The 17,215-nt window shown below is 39.1% G+C and carries 18 protein-coding genes and 1 other RNA gene; 10 read left to right on the top strand and 9 right to left on the bottom strand.

Annotated features, from left to right (window positions below):
• Nucleotides 1–44: 44 nt before the first annotated feature.
• The 9 genes from LMC10_RS06625 (at nt 45) to LMC10_RS06665 (ending at nt 10,405) form a co-directional block, all read left to right on the top strand.
• Nucleotides 45–1,238: an FtsW/RodA/SpoVE family cell cycle protein gene (locus LMC10_RS06625; RefSeq protein WP_003666583.1), complete on the top strand. Its 1,194-nt coding sequence runs from the start codon at nt 45–47 to the stop codon at nt 1,236–1,238.
• A 12-nt stretch (nt 1,239–1,250) separates the two neighbouring features.
• Complete coding sequence (locus LMC10_RS06630; protein ID WP_003672558.1) at nt 1,251–1,544, top strand: glycine cleavage system H family protein; 294 nt, start codon at nt 1,251–1,253, stop codon at nt 1,542–1,544.
• 134 nt (nt 1,545–1,678) lie between these two features.
• Nucleotides 1,679–2,815, top strand: a complete 1,137-nt coding sequence (locus LMC10_RS06635) for a D-alanine--D-alanine ligase family protein (protein ID WP_122481879.1) — start codon at nt 1,679–1,681, stop codon at nt 2,813–2,815.
• A 434-nt stretch (nt 2,816–3,249) separates the two neighbouring features.
• Nucleotides 3,250–4,095, top strand: a complete 846-nt coding sequence (locus tag LMC10_RS06640) for a helix-turn-helix domain-containing protein (protein WP_086141947.1) — start codon at nt 3,250–3,252, stop codon at nt 4,093–4,095.
• Between the two features lie 387 nt (nt 4,096–4,482).
• Nucleotides 4,483–5,907 (top strand): sugar porter family MFS transporter, encoded by a 1,425-nt coding sequence (locus LMC10_RS06645; RefSeq protein ID WP_191976395.1) that lies wholly within the window; start codon nt 4,483–4,485, stop codon nt 5,905–5,907.
• 12 nt (nt 5,908–5,919) lie between these two features.
• Nucleotides 5,920–7,542, top strand: coding sequence for a xylulokinase (locus LMC10_RS06650; protein ID WP_229269276.1), 1,623 nt, complete (start codon nt 5,920–5,922; stop codon nt 7,540–7,542).
• Nucleotides 7,543–7,545: 3 nt separating this feature from the next.
• On the top strand, nt 7,546–8,274 hold the full coding sequence (locus LMC10_RS06655; protein WP_003676120.1) for an L-ribulose-5-phosphate 4-epimerase: 729 nt from the start codon (nt 7,546–7,548) through the stop codon (nt 8,272–8,274).
• A gap of 53 nt (nt 8,275–8,327) precedes the next feature.
• Nucleotides 8,328–9,749: an L-arabinose isomerase gene (gene araA / locus LMC10_RS06660; protein ID WP_003666596.1), complete on the top strand. Its 1,422-nt coding sequence runs from the start codon at nt 8,328–8,330 to the stop codon at nt 9,747–9,749.
• Nucleotides 9,750–9,835: 86 nt separating this feature from the next.
• On the top strand, nt 9,836–10,405 hold the full coding sequence (locus tag LMC10_RS06665; protein ID WP_229269277.1) for a sugar O-acetyltransferase: 570 nt from the start codon (nt 9,836–9,838) through the stop codon (nt 10,403–10,405).
• An 88-nt stretch (nt 10,406–10,493) separates the two neighbouring features.
• On the opposite strand, the gene LMC10_RS06670 is transcribed toward LMC10_RS06665, so the two are convergent.
• The 7 genes from LMC10_RS06670 to LMC10_RS06695 all read right to left on the bottom strand — a co-directional run bounded on the left by LMC10_RS06670 (nt 10,494) and on the right by LMC10_RS06695 (nt 15,508).
• A complete protein-coding gene (locus LMC10_RS06670) occupies nt 10,494–11,336 on the bottom strand; it encodes an aldo/keto reductase (protein WP_229269278.1) in 843 nt (280 codons plus the stop codon).
• Nucleotides 11,329–12,426 (bottom strand): GntR family transcriptional regulator, encoded by a 1,098-nt coding sequence (locus tag LMC10_RS06675; RefSeq protein WP_035155239.1) that lies wholly within the window; start codon nt 12,424–12,426, stop codon nt 11,329–11,331. Before LMC10_RS06675 ends, LMC10_RS06670 begins: the two co-directional genes overlap by 8 nt.
• 111 nt (nt 12,427–12,537) lie before the next feature.
• Nucleotides 12,538–13,026 carry a universal stress protein gene (locus tag LMC10_RS06680; protein WP_003666602.1) on the bottom strand — a complete coding sequence of 163 codons (489 nt, stop codon included), beginning with the start codon at nt 13,024–13,026 and terminating at the stop codon, nt 12,538–12,540.
• A gap of 83 nt (nt 13,027–13,109) precedes the next feature.
• Nucleotides 13,110–13,406 (bottom strand): hypothetical protein, encoded by a 297-nt coding sequence (locus LMC10_RS06685; protein WP_003666604.1) that lies wholly within the window; start codon nt 13,404–13,406, stop codon nt 13,110–13,112.
• An 81-nt stretch (nt 13,407–13,487) separates the two neighbouring features.
• Nucleotides 13,488–13,675, bottom strand: a non-coding RNA gene (gene ssrS / locus LMC10_RS10620) — 6S RNA.
• 36 nt (nt 13,676–13,711) lie between these two features.
• Nucleotides 13,712–15,016 carry a replication-associated recombination protein A gene (locus LMC10_RS06690; protein ID WP_003667576.1) on the bottom strand — a complete coding sequence of 435 codons (1,305 nt, stop codon included), beginning with the start codon at nt 15,014–15,016 and terminating at the stop codon, nt 13,712–13,714.
• A gap of 3 nt (nt 15,017–15,019) precedes the next feature.
• Complete coding sequence (locus LMC10_RS06695) at nt 15,020–15,508, bottom strand: YueI family protein (RefSeq protein WP_065867299.1); 489 nt, start codon at nt 15,506–15,508, stop codon at nt 15,020–15,022.
• Nucleotides 15,509–15,642: 134 nt separating this feature from the next.
• On the opposite strand from LMC10_RS06695, the gene LMC10_RS06700 reads away from it, so the two are divergent.
• Complete coding sequence (locus LMC10_RS06700) at nt 15,643–15,915, top strand: hypothetical protein (RefSeq protein WP_003666609.1); 273 nt, start codon at nt 15,643–15,645, stop codon at nt 15,913–15,915.
• A 57-nt stretch (nt 15,916–15,972) separates the two neighbouring features.
• Here LMC10_RS06700 and LMC10_RS06705 read toward each other — a convergent pair whose 3' ends face one another.
• Nucleotides 15,973–16,380, bottom strand: coding sequence for a VOC family protein (locus LMC10_RS06705; protein WP_020842932.1), 408 nt, complete (start codon nt 16,378–16,380; stop codon nt 15,973–15,975).
• Between the two features lie 24 nt (nt 16,381–16,404).
• Nucleotides 16,405–17,148 (bottom strand): DUF6198 family protein, encoded by a 744-nt coding sequence (locus LMC10_RS06710; RefSeq protein WP_003666612.1) that lies wholly within the window; start codon nt 17,146–17,148, stop codon nt 16,405–16,407.
• Nucleotides 17,149–17,215: the final 67 nt, after the last annotated feature.

Consider the following 17,215-nt stretch of genomic DNA (forward strand, 5'->3'; position numbering starts at 1 on the left):
GTGAACCATCCTCTTTGATTAATAATTTGTAAAGGAGTTTGGTAATGCAACGTTCGCAAAATGATGTAGAAAGTCGGATTGACTGGGGAATTATATTCTGTGTTCTTTTGTTAGCCTTGATTGGTCTTGCTTCAATCTATGTAGCGGCAGTTCATGATCGGCAGCAAACTAGTGTAGCACGACAGGTTATTACCCAGTTGGTTTGGTATGCGGTTGGAACAATCCTTATTATTGTCATTATGCAATTTGATGCTGAACAATTATGGAAATTAGCACCAATTGTATACTGGCTAAGTGTATTTTTAATGTTCGCAATCCTAGTCTTTTATAGTCGAGCCTATTATGCTAGTACAGGGGCTAAGAGTTGGTTTGCAATTGGACCATTTACGTTTCAGCCTTCGGAAATAATGAAGCCTGCCTATATTTTAATGATGGGGCGTGTTATTACGACTCATAATAATCGATATAGTGTGCATACTGTTGATTCAGATTGGCGATTAATTGGGACAATGTTCTTATGGCTATTACCAATTTTGATTTCGCTGAAGTTTCAAAATGACTTTGGGACTGGGTTAGTATTCTTCGCTATTTTCTGTGGAATGGTCTTAGTTTCTGGAGTTACTTGGCGAATTTTGGCGCCAGCAGCTACGATATTAGTTGTTGTTGGGGGCTCAGCCTTAGCGATGGTAACTAGTTCGGTTGGGCGACAAATACTTGAACATGTTGGATTCCAAGCATACCAGTTTGATCGGGTTGATACCTGGCTTCATCCAGAACAGGATACAACTAACCAAGGATATCAGTTATGGCAGAGTATTAAGGCGGTTGGTTCTGGTGGTATTACTGGAACTGGTTTTAATAACTCAAAGGTTTATGTTCCGGTTCGTGAATCAGATATGATTTTTTCCGTTATCGGTGAGAATTTTGGGTTCATTGGTGGGGTTTTATTAATCCTTATCTATTTGTTATTAATCTACTTAATGATTCGAGTAACATTCGACACCAAGAACGAATTCTATGCTTATATTTCAACCGGGGTCATCATGATGATTTTATTCCACGTTTTTGAAAATATTGGAATGAACATCGGTCTATTACCATTAACAGGTATTCCGCTTCCATTTATTAGTGCTGGGGGATCCTCATTAATTGGTAACCTGATTGGGATTGGAATGGTGATGTCGATGCGTTACCACCATCATTCGTATATGTTTAGCAGTAATCGTGAATTTAGATAGTGGGGTCATAAAATGGCAAAAGATTATTTTTGGGTAAAAGAACAAGCAGATGGTACTAAGCGTGTCGGCTTAAATGATGAAGGCCGTGATGAATTAGGAGAAGTAAGTTTCATCGACGTACCGGCAGTAGGGACAACCTTGAAACAAGCTGATAAGTTTATTGCGGTTGAAGCAGAAAAAGCAGTTACCGATGTGGATAGCCCCATTGATGGTAAGATTACCAAAATAAATGAAGCGATTATTGATGATCCGGCTGGATTAAATTCAAGCGATATGGAAAAAAACTGGATTGTTGAAGTTAAATAAAAAATTAGGAGACTAGGATTAGGGACACTTGATTCTAGTCTCCTATTTTAGTATTGGCGGATCTTTCTAGTTCATGTTATACTTAAGGTTCTAGGAAAACGGCTAAGATAAAAATATTTAAGGTGGTATTTATTATGACCCAAAAATTACACATCGCTTTATTATTTGGTGGCAACTCCTCTGAACATGATGTGTCAAAGCGATCAGCACATAATATCTATGATGCTCTTGATAAGGAAAAGTATGATGTAAGTCTTTTTATGTTTACAAAGGATGGAATTCTATTAGGCAATGAAGATTCTCAAAAGATCTTTGATGGCGAACCTGAAGACCAAGTGGTAGCAGAAGCATATCAAAAGATGGATATGAGTAGTCCATTAGCACCAATTATGGCCTTAAATGAACAAAAGGAAATTGATTTCTTCTTCCCTGTTATCCATGGTAATTTAGGTGAAGATGGTACAATTCAAGGTCTCTTTAAGCTCCTTAATAAGCCATACGTTGGTTCAAATATTGCAGCTAGTGCAATGTCTTTTGACAAGGATCTTACTAAGAAAATTATTAGTCAAGCTGGTATTCGCAACACCCCTTATATAGTAGTTACGCCAGAAAACCGGGCTGACTATTCATGGGGACGGATTGAAGAAAAATTAGGGAATCTCACTTTTGTAAAGCCAGCTAAGCAAGGTTCCTCCGTTGGAATTCATCGAGTTACTAACGCTGAAGAATACGAAAAAGCATTAGACGATGCCTTTAAGTATGACTACAAGATCTTAGTAGAACAAGGAATCGCTAATCCTCAAGAAATTGAGATTTCAATCTTAGGAAATGAACACCCAATTGCCTCTAAGTTAGGAGCTGTACGTGTACCTAAGGATGATCCATTCTATGATTACGAAAACAAGTTTGTGGATGCCAGCGGGGTTGTTTTTGAACTTCCTGTTAAATTACCACAATACTTAGTTGATGAAATTACAGACATGGCTTTGAAGGCATACAAGGCATTAGGAATGAAGGGGATGGCGCGGATTGACTTTTTAGTTGACAGCAATAATGTCCCTTATCTTGGTGAACCAAATACTTTACCAGGATTTACTAACATTAGTTTGTACCCTCAAATGTGGGAAGTTTCTGGGATTTCATATTCCGACTTGATTGATCGGCTAATTCAATTAGGATTACAAGAATTTGAACGAAACAGTAAGATTAAGTACGATTTCCGTAAGCTTGGTACCGAACGTGTTGGTCAAAAGAAATATAACGAAGACTAAAGAATAATTATTTGATGGTTAGGATGTTGTGAGTACAATGTGCTAACTATTTTTATTATTAAACTCATAATAGAAAGTAAATGTTATCGTAATGGTATAAAATCTGTGGTTTAGTATTGCAGTAAGAACAATTTATAATATAATGAAGATACGCAGTTTTTGTAAGTATTAGACTGGCCTACAGTCACGCTACTTGCAGTACTTTATAACCATCGCGGGGGTGACTGTGAAGATGGTTATAAGCATTTATTTTTTATAAAATTTATTGCATTTTAAGCATAAAAATAGTATTGATTTATTTTTGGTCTATAATAAAAGACCTAGGTAAAACCAAAGTAATTTTTGTTGCTAATGGTGTATAATACGATTGGCAATGGTACAGTTCATAGAGTACATAATTTATATTCAACAATTATGATTAAGGAAGGTAAACAATGAGACTCCGAGGAGACGTATTAAAACAAATTCGTCGCAAGCGTGGATTGTCCCAAACGGCTTTAGCTGAAGGGATTTGTACTCAAGCGACAATCAGCCTAATGGAAAAACAAAATCGCTTACCCAAAATGGATATTTTAACGGCAATATGTGAACGCTTAAATATTTCTTCTGATCGAATTGTCGAAAATGAAGTTAGTGGAATTAATGAAACATTCAACCAAATTGTTGATAATTTGATTTCCCGCAATTTTGAAGATGCTTCAGCGCTTTTGAAGAAAGTTCATGTAAAAAATCTAGAAAGTGATTTTGATAAACAACGTTACTACTATCTAGTAGGAATGGTTCAAGTTGAAAATAATCAAATTGATGAAGCTATTTTTAATTTTGAACTTGTTTTAACTCAATTTGCTACTACTAGTGCTAATATTTATTTAGCCATGACAACTGCAGGAATGGCGCTTGCTTACTTAAAACGTGGTGATAAAGAACGAGCAGCACGGTTAACTAACCGGTCTGTAAAACTAATTGACAATAAAAAATTGATCGGGAGCCTTCATCAATGGGCATCAATTGATTGTCAAATTGCAGAATTATATCTTCAACTTGAAGATCCTGATAACGCTATTGAAGTTGCTAATAAGGGAATTGAACTTTGTCGGGAACATGATTCATTATTCTTATTAGATGAACTATATCTTTGTATTGGTCGTAGCTACATCCTAAAGAACGACAAGGAAGAAGCTAAAAAAGCATTAAAGATTGCTGAAAGTCTTAGCATTGCTCGCAATGGATCAGTAGCAGAAGATACAATTTTATTAGAGTTAAAGAATCTAGAAATTTAATTAATATGCGTAACTGAAAAACGAAGCTGAGAGATGATTGATATGTCTCAGCTTCGTTTTTTAGTATAAATTCACATATTTATCCGTACAAATAATTAATAAAAATTTAATTGATTATTAAAGACTAATTCCAGTTTTTGTGCATTAAACGGGAATTAGTCTTTTTTAGTAGTAAAAAAATAAAAATATTTTTCACATGCATAACTGCTTCTAAACATAAGATAGACATGAAGTTGTTAAATGTATAAAATGGTTTTTCACAATTGGTTATGACTAATTTTAAACAATTCGCTTGATTTATACGTACAAATATTCTATAGTAATAGTTGTTCAATGAAAGCGCGTTCATGTTCATGAAAAACTATTACTTTTTAATTTTTAAGGAGGATGAATGTAATGGCTAAAGCCGAGAAGAAAATATCAAGTGCATTTATCTACTTCTTCGGATCATTTGGGGGCATCCTATTTGGTTACGATATCGGTGTTATGACTGGTGCCTTACCTTTCTTACAAGCTGACTGGCACCTTGAAAATGCAGCTTCTCTAGTTGGTTGGATTACTTCAGCAGTTATGTTTGGGGCAATTTTCGGGGGCGCATTAGCCGGACAGCTTTCTGATAAGTTTGGTCGGCGGAAAATGATTTTAATGTCTGCGATTGTATTCATGGTATTCTCCGTTTTATCTGGTGTTTCACCAGACATGGGCGAAGCAAGTGCCTACTATCTGATTATTGTTCGGATGCTTTTAGGTTTAGCGGTTGGGGCTGCCTCAGCGTTGGTACCAGCTTATATGTCCGAAATGGCACCAGCTAAAGCGCGTGGACGTTTATCTGGACTTAACCAAACAATGATTGTTTCCGGAATGTTATTGTCATATGTTGTTGACTTCCTATTGAAAGACCTTCCTGGTGAATGGGCATGGCGTCTTATGTTAGGATTGGCAGCTGTTCCTGCTTTAATCTTATTCCTTGGTGTTCTTCGTTTGCCAGAATCTCCACGGTTCTTATTGCGTAAAGGTGATGAAGCACAAGCACGGAAAGTTCTTTCTTACATTCGTAAAAATCCAGCTGAGATTGACCAAGAATTAGCAAGTATTAAAGAAACTGCTAAAGAAGAGCGACAAGCAAATCAAAAGACAAGTTGGTCAACCTTATTCAGTGGCAAGTATCGTTACCTAGTTATTGCTGGGGTTGGGGTTGCAGCCTTCCAACAATTCCAAGGTGCAAACGCGATCTTCTACTACATTCCATTAATTGTTCAAAAGGCAACTGGCCAAGCTGCATCTTCAAACTTAATGTGGCCAATTGTTCAAGGGGTTATCTTAGTTGTTGGTTCCCTGGTTTACATGTGGATTGCTGATAAATTTAACCGGCGGACATTGTTAATGGTTGGTGGTGCTGTCATGGGACTTTCCTTCATTCTTCCAGCCGTTATTAATTGGATGATGCCAAATATGAATCCGATGACAATTGTTGTGTTCTTATGTATCTATGTTGCTTTCTACTCCTTCACATGGGCTCCGTTAACATGGGTGCTTGTTGGTGAAATCTTCCCACTGGCTATTCGGGGTCGTGCATCTGGTTTAGCTTCATCATTTAACTGGATTGGATCATGGTTAGTTGGTCTTATCTTCCCAATTATGACTGCAAGTATGCCACAAGAAGCTGTTTTCGCGATCTTTGGAATTATCTGTATCTTAGGAGTTATCTTTGTTAAGACTTGTGTTCCAGAAACTCGTGGGCACACTCTTGAAGAAATTGAAGAGCAAGGAACAAACCGTGGTCGAGTAAAGGCCAGCAATCCTGAAAACTAGGAGGAATACTCTATGAATTTACGTGAAACAGCGACACAAGTAAAAAATGGTCAGGCTTCACTAGGAATTGAGTTAGGTTCTACCCGAATTAAAGCAGTCTTGATTAATCCAGATTTTGAAACCATTTCTTCTGGGAGTTATACCTGGGAAAATCAATTGAAAGACGGAATCTGGACATACCCGCTGGATCAAGTTTGGGAAGGGATTCAAGCTGCTTATGCCAAGATTAAGGCAGATGTCCAAAGCAAGTACCATGTGAGCCTGGATGAAATTAGTTCAATTGGTGTCAGTGCCATGATGCATGGGTATCTACCATTTGATAAAAATAACCAATTGCTTGTTCCATTTAGAACCTGGCGGAATAACATCACTGAAGAATCCGCAGATAAATTAACTGATTTATTTGATTTTAATATTCCACAGCGATGGAGTATTGCTCATCTTTACCAAGCAATTTTGAACAAGGAACCGCATGTTAAAGATGTTGATTTTATTACAACTTTAGCTGGTTATGTTCACTGGAAACTTTCGGGTGAAAAAGTTTTAGGAATTGGAGATGCCTCAGGAGTATTTCCAATCGATGATCAAACATTAACTTATCGTCAAGACTTTATTGAAAAATTCAACTCATTACCAGAAGTTGAACAATACCCATGGCAACTTAAGAATATTTTGCCCGCAGTCCTGGTAGCTGGACGCGATGCAGGTCACTTAACTGCTGATGGAGCAAAATTACTTGATCCAAGTGGAACTTTACAAGCCGGTAGTTTGATGGCCCCTCCAGAAGGGGATGCAGGAACTGGAATGGTTGGAACTAACAGTGTTCGAAAACGGACAGGAAATATTTCAGTTGGAACTTCAGCCTTCTCAATGAATGTGTTGGATGCTCCATTAAAGAAACTCCACCGTGATATTGATATTGTTACTACGCCAACCGGTGATCCAGTAGCCATGGTTCATATCAATAATTGTTCCTCAGATATCAACGCTTGGGTTGGATTATTTAGGGATTTTGCTAATGCAATTGGAGCCAAGATCGATACTAATACGCTTTACGAGACCCTATTTGATTCAACGGTTCATTCCGACCCAGATGCTGGTGGATTGATTAATTATAGTTATCTTTCTGGTGAAAATATTACCAAGATTCAAGAAGGCCGTCCCTTATTTGTCCGTACTCCAAATAGTAAGATGAACCTTGCCAACTTCTTCCTTACTCAACTCTATGCAGCATTTGCGCCATTGAAGATTGGGATGGATATCTTACTAAATGAAGAACACGTTCAAACCGATGTCATGGTTGCGCAAGGAGGACTCTTTGGGACACCAGTTATTGGGCAACAAGTTTTGGCGAATGCCTTAAATATCCCAATTACAATCATGAATACTGCCAGTGAAGGTGGACCATGGGGAATGGCAGTTCTTGCTAAGTATGCTGAGACGTACGGAAAAGAATCCCTAGCAGATTACCTTGACGAAAAAGTCTTTAAGAATCCAGAAAGCATGACTCTCACACCAGAACCTGCTGGCGTAAAAGGATATGAAAGCTTTATTACTCGTTACCAAGCAGGCTTACCTGTTGAAGCATTAGCTGGTGATGACATTAAAGAACGTGAAGAGAAAGGGAGTAAATAGTACATGTTAGAAGAGTTAAAGAAAGAAGTTTATGAAGCAAATATGCGGCTTCCTAAACTAGGCCTTGTTTCCTTTACATGGGGCAATGTTTCAGGGATTGACCGTGAAAAAGGATTGTTTGTTATTAAACCTTCTGGAGTTCCATATGAAGAGATGAAGCCGGAAGATATGGTTGTTGTCAACTTGGATGGTGAGGTAGTCGAGGGTGACTTGAATCCATCCAGTGATACTCCTACTCACACTTACCTTTATAATCACTTCCCAAAGATTGGTGGAGTCGTTCATACTCATTCCCCATGGGCAGTAGCATTTGCAGCTGCACGGATGGATGTTCCAGCAATGAATACCACTCATGCTGATACTTTCTATACTGATGTCCCAGCCGCTGATGCTTTGACGAAGGAAGAAATTGAAGAAGACTATGAGGGTAATACAGGAAAGGTAATCGTTCGTTCATTCAAGGAACGGGGCTTGGACTATGAAGCAACCCCAGCGGCATTAGTAATGCAACATGGTCCATTTACCTGGGGGCCAACACCTGACAAAGCAGTTTATAATGCTAAGGTGTTAGAAGTTGTGGCAGAAGAAGATTATCATGCAATGCAATTAACGCACCAAGATCTTCACTTACCACAATACTTATTGGACAAACACTATTACCGCAAGCATGGTGCGAATGCATATTACGGACAAAATAATGCGCATTCAAAAGATCATGCAGCTCACGCTTAATTAATTTGGTAGCTACATTTAAAAACTTTTTAGGATAAAAGGAGTGTAATCTCATGGATATTAAGAATTACGAATTTTGGTTTGTTACTGGTAGTCAATTCCTTTACGGTGAAGAACAATTAAAGTCAGTTGCTGCTGATGCCGAAGATATTGTTAATAAGTTAAACGAAAGTGGTAAATTGCCTTACAAGGTTGTCTTCAAGGGTGTTATGACAACTGCTGAAGGAATCACTAAGTTTATGAAGGAAGCTAACTACAATGACAACGTTGCCGGTGTTATGACATGGATGCATACCTTCTCACCAGCAAAGAACTGGATTCGGGGAACTAAGCTTTTGCAAAAGCCACTACTTCACTTGGCAACCCAATACTTGAACAAGATCCCATATGACACCATTGACTTTGATTACATGAACTTAAACCAATCAGCTCATGGTGACCGTGAATATGCTTACATTAACGCTCGTTTACAAAAGCATAACAAGATTGTTTATGGCTTCTGGGGTGATGAAGAAGTTCAAGAAGAAATCGCTGACTGGCAAAATGTTGCGGTTGCTTACAACGAAAGCTTTAACATTAAGATTGTTCGTTTTGGTGATACAATGCGGAACGTTGCCGTTACTGAAGGTGACAAGGTTGAAGCCCAAATGTTCCTTGGCTGGACTGTTGACTACTGGCCAGTAAGTGACTTGGTTGAATATGTAAATGGTATCAGTGAAGAAGAAATTGATGCTGCTTACAAGGACCTAGCAAGTCGTTACGAAATGGTTCAAGGTGACAATACTAAGGAACACTATGAACACTCAGTTCGTTACCAACTTCGTGAGTACCTTGGTTTGAAGAAGTTTATGGATGAAAAAGGCTACACTGGCTTTACCACTAACTTTGAAGACTTGCATGGCCTTGAAGAATTGCCTGGCTTAGCTGCTCAATTATTGATGCGTGATGGCTACGGCTTTGGTGCTGAAGGTGATTGGAAGTCTGCCGGCATGGACCGCTTATTGAAGATTGCTGCTGATAATGTTGCTACTGCCTTTATGGAAGACTACACATTAGATCTTCGTCCAGGTCACCAAGCAATTCTTGGTTCACACATGCTTGAAGTTGACCCAACAATTGCTTCAGATAAGCCACGGGTTGAAGTTCATCCATTAGACATTGGTGGTAAAGATGATCCAGCACGGTTAGTATTTACTGGTCGTGAAGGTAAGGCTGTCGATGTTACCCTTTCATACTTCAACGATGGTTACAAGGTTATCGGTTACTCAGTTGATTGTCACAAGCCAGAAGCTGAAACGCCTCATCTTCCAGTTGCTAAGCAGTTATGGACACCAACTGTTGGCTTAAAGGAAGGTGCTGAACGCTGGATGCACGCTGGTGGTGGTCACCACACAATCTTGAGTTTCAGTTTGAAGCCACAACAAATTAAAGATCTTTTCGGAATGTTAGATGTTAAAGTTGATTTTATTGAATAGTTAATTTTAATTGAAAATCCTCAAAATGGTTCTACTCGGCAAACCTCGAGACGAGTAGAATCATTTTTTATCAGGAGATGGAAATAATGAAAACTGAAAAAGAGAAAATGCTAGCAGGGGAAGTTTTTAATGTTTATGATCCTGAATTAGTTAAAGAGCGTCAATATGCCCGCCAATTAGTTGAGCGCTTTAATGCTCTTGGTGAAATGAACCCGACTGCAAGCAATACTGTGATTCGTCAATTATTTGGACACGTTGGCGAAAAGTGTGAGGTTCATCCGCAATTCAAGTGTGATTATGGTTATAACATTTATGTAGATGATGATTTTTTCGCTAACTATGATTGTGTCATGCTTGATGTCAGTCCAATTCGGATTGGGAAGCATTGTTTATTGGGACCGCGAGTGCAGATTTATACTGTCAATCATCCCCTGGACCCACAATTACGACGCAATGGAGCTTACGGCCAAAGTAAGGATGTTACCATTGGGGATGATGCGTGGATTGGTGGCGGGGCAATTATTTGTCCAGGTGTAACTTTGGGTAATAATGTGATTGTCGGTGCTGGAAGTGTAGTGACAAAGTCGTTTGGTGATAATGTTGTTATTGCCGGCAATCCAGCACGAATCATTAAAAAGAATCCATATGTAGAATAATTGATTATTTCCCGGGTTATTTTTAACGCAAAAAGGGAACTAAGATATGGCCATGTGACGGCCGTTATCTTGGTTCCCTTTATCATTCTTAATATTTAAGGTTATATTCGTAAACTAGTGCTGGTTCTTTACCTACGCGTGTAAAGTTATTTAAGTTATTAATAGCAGTCATTTCCTCGTCGCTTAATGTGAAGTCATAGATGTTAATATTTTGCTTGATTCGCGCTTCATGAACTGACTTTGGAATGAAGGCGACCCCGCTTTGCAAATGCCAGCGGAGGACAACTTGGGCGGCAGACTTATGATGGTTAGCAGCGATCTTATTGAGGGTTGGATTGTCGAGGATGGTTCCACGCCCAAGCGGACTCCACGCCTGGGTAATAATATCATGTTCCTTATCGTATTGGAGCAAGGGTTGTTGATTTAGACGAGGATGACGTTCGATTTGATTGATGACGGGCATCTCATGTGCTTGGGTCGCAAGAAACTGAAGGTGAATCATTTGGTAGTTACTAACACCGATTGAACGGGTCAGACCTTCCTTTTTTAATTCTTCAAGGGCTGCCCAAGTATCAAAGAAAGCTCGCTCAATTGGCCAATGAATAAGTAAAAGGTTAACATAATCGAGCTTCAACTTTTGAAGGGAGTCTTTAACAGAGGCAATCGTTTGCTTAAACCCTTGATTAGGTTCAGATACTTTTGTGGTAATGAAAAGTTCCTCACGGGGTAAGCCAAGCTCCTGTAAAGCGTTCCCGACCTCTGCTTCGTTTTTATATAATTGCGCGGTATCAAAAAGACGATAGCCAGCATCATAGGCATACTTTATCGCGGAGGTAATCGTACTTTGATCAGTAATTTTATATAAGCCAAATCCTTCTTGAGGCATTGATTGACCATCAGCAAGTAATAATTGTTTTACATCGTTATTCATTGGAATTCTCCTTTGTAATAAGCGGAGCAGTCGATTGTCCCTTAATTATCGTTGGGGGATAAACTTTTGAAGTGACTTCTTCGCCTGCAATCATTTTTAAGATCATTTTCCCAGCATCTTCACCTAGTTGACGTTTAGGGTGATTAGCTGTAGTGAGGCTGGGGGAGATAATTTGCGCCATTTCATAGTTATCAAAACCTATTACTGAAATATCAGTCGGTACCTGTTTCCCCTGTTTCTGAAGATGACTAATAATTCTTGTTGCAAGGCGGTCATTATAGCAGGCAATAGCAGTAATATCATTATTGCTATTAAGCATCATGTCGACTTTTTTGATAATATCTTCATAGTCTTCGCTTGATTGGTACATAATAACATTTGATTTAGTGGTGGGGATGTTGTTATCTTGATAGGCTTTGATCATCCCAGCCATGCGGTCAACGCCTTGTTGATCATCTATTTGGAATACTCCTAAAATATTAGTATGTCCGAGGCTAAAGAGGTATTTCACTAATTCCTCCTCTGCTTCCCGATCTTTTGTCAGTAAAGAAGGAAAATCGAAGCCAGGATAAGTGGAGTGAAATAGGATTGTTGGAATTTTATATTTCTGGACTTGACGGTAAAGATCTAAGTTAGGATTAGGCATGGCGCTTTCAGTCGGCTCAATAATTAACCCAGCAATTTGAAGATCCAACATATTTAAGATTGTTTGGCGTTCGCGTTTATGGTCATTAAGCGTATTTCCGACAATCATTGAGTAACCTTGTTCTGTTACCACACTATCAATTCCAGAAATGATTGGAGGGAAGATATAGTCAGCCATATGAGTGCTGATTACCCCAATGATTTTATTCTTTTCACTTTTTGTCCAATCGCGTTGCCAGTCTTGAACAAACATCCCACCACCTTGAATACGGTAAATATAGTGCTCATTTTCAAGATCGCCAACAGCGCGACGAATTGTATAACGTGATACATTAAAACGTTTCATTAAGGCACTTTCAGTTGGCAATTTTTCATTGATTTTATATTTTCCATCAATAATTTCGTTTCGTAAAGTTTGCTTTACTGTTTCATATTTCACTTCCAATGCTTTGCGCTCCTATCTTAATAAAATTAGTTTTGAATATATAAAAAATGCTCCATATAATTAGCAACCCGCTAACGCTTATGAAGCATTTGATTGATTTTATCTTGATATTTAGAACCGACGCTTCTTTGGATTTTCGATTGGTTTGTTATCCAAATCGGTCCGTACTACTAGAACGTCACAAATTGCTGTTCGGGTAACAAATTCGGTAACAGAACCGATCAAAATTCGTTCAACAGCGTTTAGCCCAGTAGCACCAATCATGATGAGGTCAGCACCCATTTCCTTTGGCATATCCCGAGCAATAATTGTCTTTGGAGCACCATATTCAATGGAGTAACTAGCATTTTCAACACCGTGCTCTTTAGCATAGTCGATGTACTTGTCTAAAGTCTTCTTTGCAGTTTCTGTAACTTGTTCAACCATTGAAGTATCGAAACTAGAAATGTTTTGGAATGCACGTGTGTCAACAACGTGAAGTAAACGTAACTCAGTGTCTGCACCATTACGTTTTGCTACAGCAACAGCTTTCTTAAAAGCTAATTCGGCTTCTTTAGAACCGTCAACAGGAACTAAAATGTGTTTGTATTCTTGTGCCATAATTGTAGTGCCCTCCTGAAATCTTTATATTGTATACTTATTATACACTTTTTCACTATTGAGCGTAAAGCGCCTACGAAACATTACTTGCGATGATTTATACGAAAATCTGCAGTGATTGCGAAAGCCATTAATGTTTCGCTGACACAGCCGATGATTACCATAATAACGAGGAATCCGGTATTGTTTGTCCATCCAGAAATGATGCTTAGAATACCGACGATGGTCATCACAATTCCCCAATTTTTTAATTGTGGAGCTAGATATTTGCTTTTAGTAGGGTCAAAAACAAGAAATGGCTTATGGATGTGAGTTAAGAGAAAGATTCCTTCAAAAAGAGCAATCAAACCAAACAGGGTCATTAGAAGTGGTAACAACATAAAAATCTATCCTATCTATAATGAAATTAAAATGAGGGTGAGAAAAAGCAAAAATCTTTCTCACCCTCACTAAATATGTACGAAAACTCCGTTGGTGCCGTTAATTGTCATTCAGTGTTGACCTGTGTTTAAGACAGGTGGGACACGGCTGCCTAATATTCAACTACCAAGTGTAAAGGCATGTTGTCCAAAAGGCAATACACTAGTCCCAAAGTAATAAGACTGTAAGGCAAACCTGCGTTTAGACAACGCGTACACTACAGAATTTTCACTTTTATAATAGCATTTTTAAGTGGTTGGTGCAATTATTTGCTCGGATGATGTTTACCCCGTAAAGTATGTTGCTGAGCCTTCCGTAATTGCCAATATTGGCGGCCTAAACTAGCTTCAAAACGACCATTATTTTTGGGTTGGTAGTATTGGGCATCTTTGATTCGATCGGGCAAGTATTGTTGAGCTACCCAATCTTGGGGATGGTCATGGGGGTAATCATAATCTATCCCATGACCTAATTTAGCAGCTCCTTTATAATGGGCATCTTTAAGGTGAGCTGGAACGTCACCAAAGCCACCTTGGCGCACCTGAGCAAGAGCTTCGTCAATTGCATTAATTCCTGAATTGGATTTTGGTGACAGGCATAATTCGATAACAGCATCTGCTAAGGGAATTCGTGCTTCTGGGAAGCCCACTCGTTCTGCAGTTTGAACTGCCGTAACAGCTCGTTGCACAGCAGGCATATTCGCAAGCCCAATATCTTCATAGGCCGTCACCATTAAACGTCGTGCGATGATAGGAAGATCACCAGCTTCAATTAAACGAGCAAGATAGTGGAGGGCCGCATCAGTATCTGACCCGCGAATAGATTTTTGAAAGGCCGAGATGACATCATAATGAGCATCGCCATCTTTGTCAGCGGATAACGCCTTTTTCTGGACGCTTTCCTCAATAATCGGTAGCGTAAGATGAATTTTCCCATCTTCACTTGGATCAGTTGATTTGGCAGCAAGTTCTAATCCATTTAAGGCACTTCGAAGATCACCATTGGTCGCTGCTACTAGTTGGTCCTCGGCGTTTTCTTCCAGAACTAATGGTAAATTGCCCAGACCGCGTTCTTTATCAACTAATGCATGCTGGATAGCGGTCTTCATTTCAGCAGTTGAAAGCGGGTGAACTGGGAAAATTTGCGTCCGACTGCGGATAGCGGGATTAATACTAATATATGGATTTTCTGTTGTCGCTCCGATGAGGATAATTCGTCCGTTTTCGAGGTGCGGGAGAAGAAAATCCTGTTTTACTTTATCTAACCGATGGATTTCATCGAGTAGTAAAATCACCGTTCCGCTCATCTTAGCTTCTTCTGCGACGATTTGTAAATCCTTTTTTGTATCAGTTGCCGCGTTTAGTTTTCGAAAAGCATATTTAGTTGAACCAGCAATCGCACTGGCAATGCTGGTCTTACCAGTTCCGGGAGGACCGTATAGAATCATCGAAGAAAGCATTTTTGCTTTAACCATGCGTGAGATGATCTTACCTGGTCCGACAAGGTGTTGTTGGCCGACCACTTCATCTAACGTCCGTGGCCGCATTCGATAAGCAAGTGGTTGTTGCATATATTAGCCACGATCCTTTCTATGGAAGAGATGGTGGAAAAAGCTTTGGTGTTGATCATTGTTTTTTTCAGCCGTACTATTATTTGAATTTACCAGATTAGGATATCGTTTTTTGACATCGACTGGTGATTGGTAAACAGCTGTTTTTGCCGCCACGACAACTGCTAATGAATCCGGGTCAGTTTTATATTCTGGATCAGTTTTTAATGTAAATTGAGCATTATCTTTAGCAGCAGTTTGAATGTATGGATGAATTTCGTCGTGAGGGAGATTACCGTTGATAAAAACAAGGTTACCAATTCCACGATCTAACTCGGCAGTTAATGCCTTTGTCCAATCTTGTTCCTGTAGTTCTTGAACACTAATTGTTAGACAGACGCGTTCACGGAATGTTCCGAGATATTTTCGCTGTTCATCGGGCTTGATTTTTGGTGTACCGTAAACAGCATTGTCAATTCGCTGTTGAGCAGCACTTTTTTCTTGTTCAGACATATTGAACGCCTCCTTATCATGCAATTGTAACACGAAATGCAGAAAACTATATTTCTTGATAATATTATAATTTTTGTTATATTATGACTATGAAGAAACATAAAATAGGCTAACATATAAGGGAAGTGATTATTATGTTTAGTGCAGTATTTTGGGTTTTAGCATTTTGGTTTATTGTCAATCTAGTCTGGACAATTGCGCGCCTTAATAATCGGATGATGTCAAGAACGTTTGCCTGGATAAATGTAGTGGCAGTAGTAATTGGCTTTTGGACATTTTATGCTGCCAGCAATGGCGGGGGCGGAATTGCTCCTTGGTTTCGGTTGATGAATTGGACTAACATTGTTCTTGCCATTTTTCAATTTTATAATGGATACCGTCCACATCAATATGGTAAAAAATCATAGCTCTAATTAAAAAGGCGAGGTTGGAAGAATTCTTCTTCCGGCCTCGCCTTTGATGTTTTATTTTACAATTTCACAGAATTCGATTGTTTCACTGTTAGGGCCTTCAATGTTGAAGAACTTAATTCCCTTATCCCAGAAGTCAAGGTGTTGAACCTCATCGTCCTTTAGTTTGAAACCTTCAGCCTTAGCAGCCTTGAAAGCCGCGTCCGCATCGCTAGTATTAAGGGAAATGTGGTTAATCGCACCCGTTTCGTGAACGGCACCGTCGCCAGTCCAAATTTCTAAAGTGAGGTGGCCATATTGCATGAAAACAACTTCATTTCCTTGGTCATCAGTATCAAATTCACCAAGCTTCTTAAAACCAAGCTTTTCCCAAAAAGCAATTGTTTTTGCCATATCATCTGTTGGAATACCAATGTGTTGTACATCGTCAAAGTAACCTGCTAAACTCTTGTTAAATGCCATAATAAAATCACTCCTGTATAAGTTTTAATTACCAATATCAAGTGCTTGGTGCTTTAATTTAGGGAAGATATAACGGTCTGCCCAACCAGTAATTGCACCTTGGAAGGCAAGGGCAAATAATGTTCCTAATCCAAAGTTGTAAATACCGCCTTGCATGAATGCAGCGATAATTGCCATAATTGTTGGCGGAATGTATGATAACCACATTGCAATTGTTGCGTTACCATGGCAATAACGGAAACGAATAATTTGGAAAAGGTCATCAGCGGGGTGTAACACGAGGTTGACACGCTGATAAATTGAAATGGCGGTTCCGATGAAAGCAACCCCTAAGAAGTTAATGAAAACATATAGGATAATCATCGGTAAGGTAGTGGCGTCCGGCATAATTCGGTTAAAAATATCAGAGAACCACTGGATAAAAATAGAAAATGGCAACATGAAAATAAAATTACCACCAATTCGTCGCCAGTCCCACTTATGCATCAAAATTGCGTTGAGGACAGAAGTTAACATCCCTAAGACCATGAAAGCCCAGAAAAGGGTCATTGAATTGTTCCCTAAAACGGCAATCCCTAGGTTGTTTTCTGCGGCTGTCCAATAAGCGGAGCCAAGAAATTGTGGGTGGACGTGTGAACTTGTAACAAGTGTTAGGACGTTCCCCATTGAGTTAATAACAATTGACAGTGCAAAGTATGCCCAACTAGCAGTTAATGAAATTGTTCGCTCGGCAACTTGACCTTGTACTGGAACTTTTTCTTGTTCCATTTATATTCTCCCTTCCAACTTGACCAATTATTTGGTGAAGTTATTCACTTTCTCTCTACGATGAATT

Source organism: Limosilactobacillus reuteri subsp. simiae (genome assembly GCF_020784875.1).
Lineage (GTDB): Bacteria > Bacillota > Bacilli > Lactobacillales > Lactobacillaceae > Limosilactobacillus > Limosilactobacillus reuteri_H.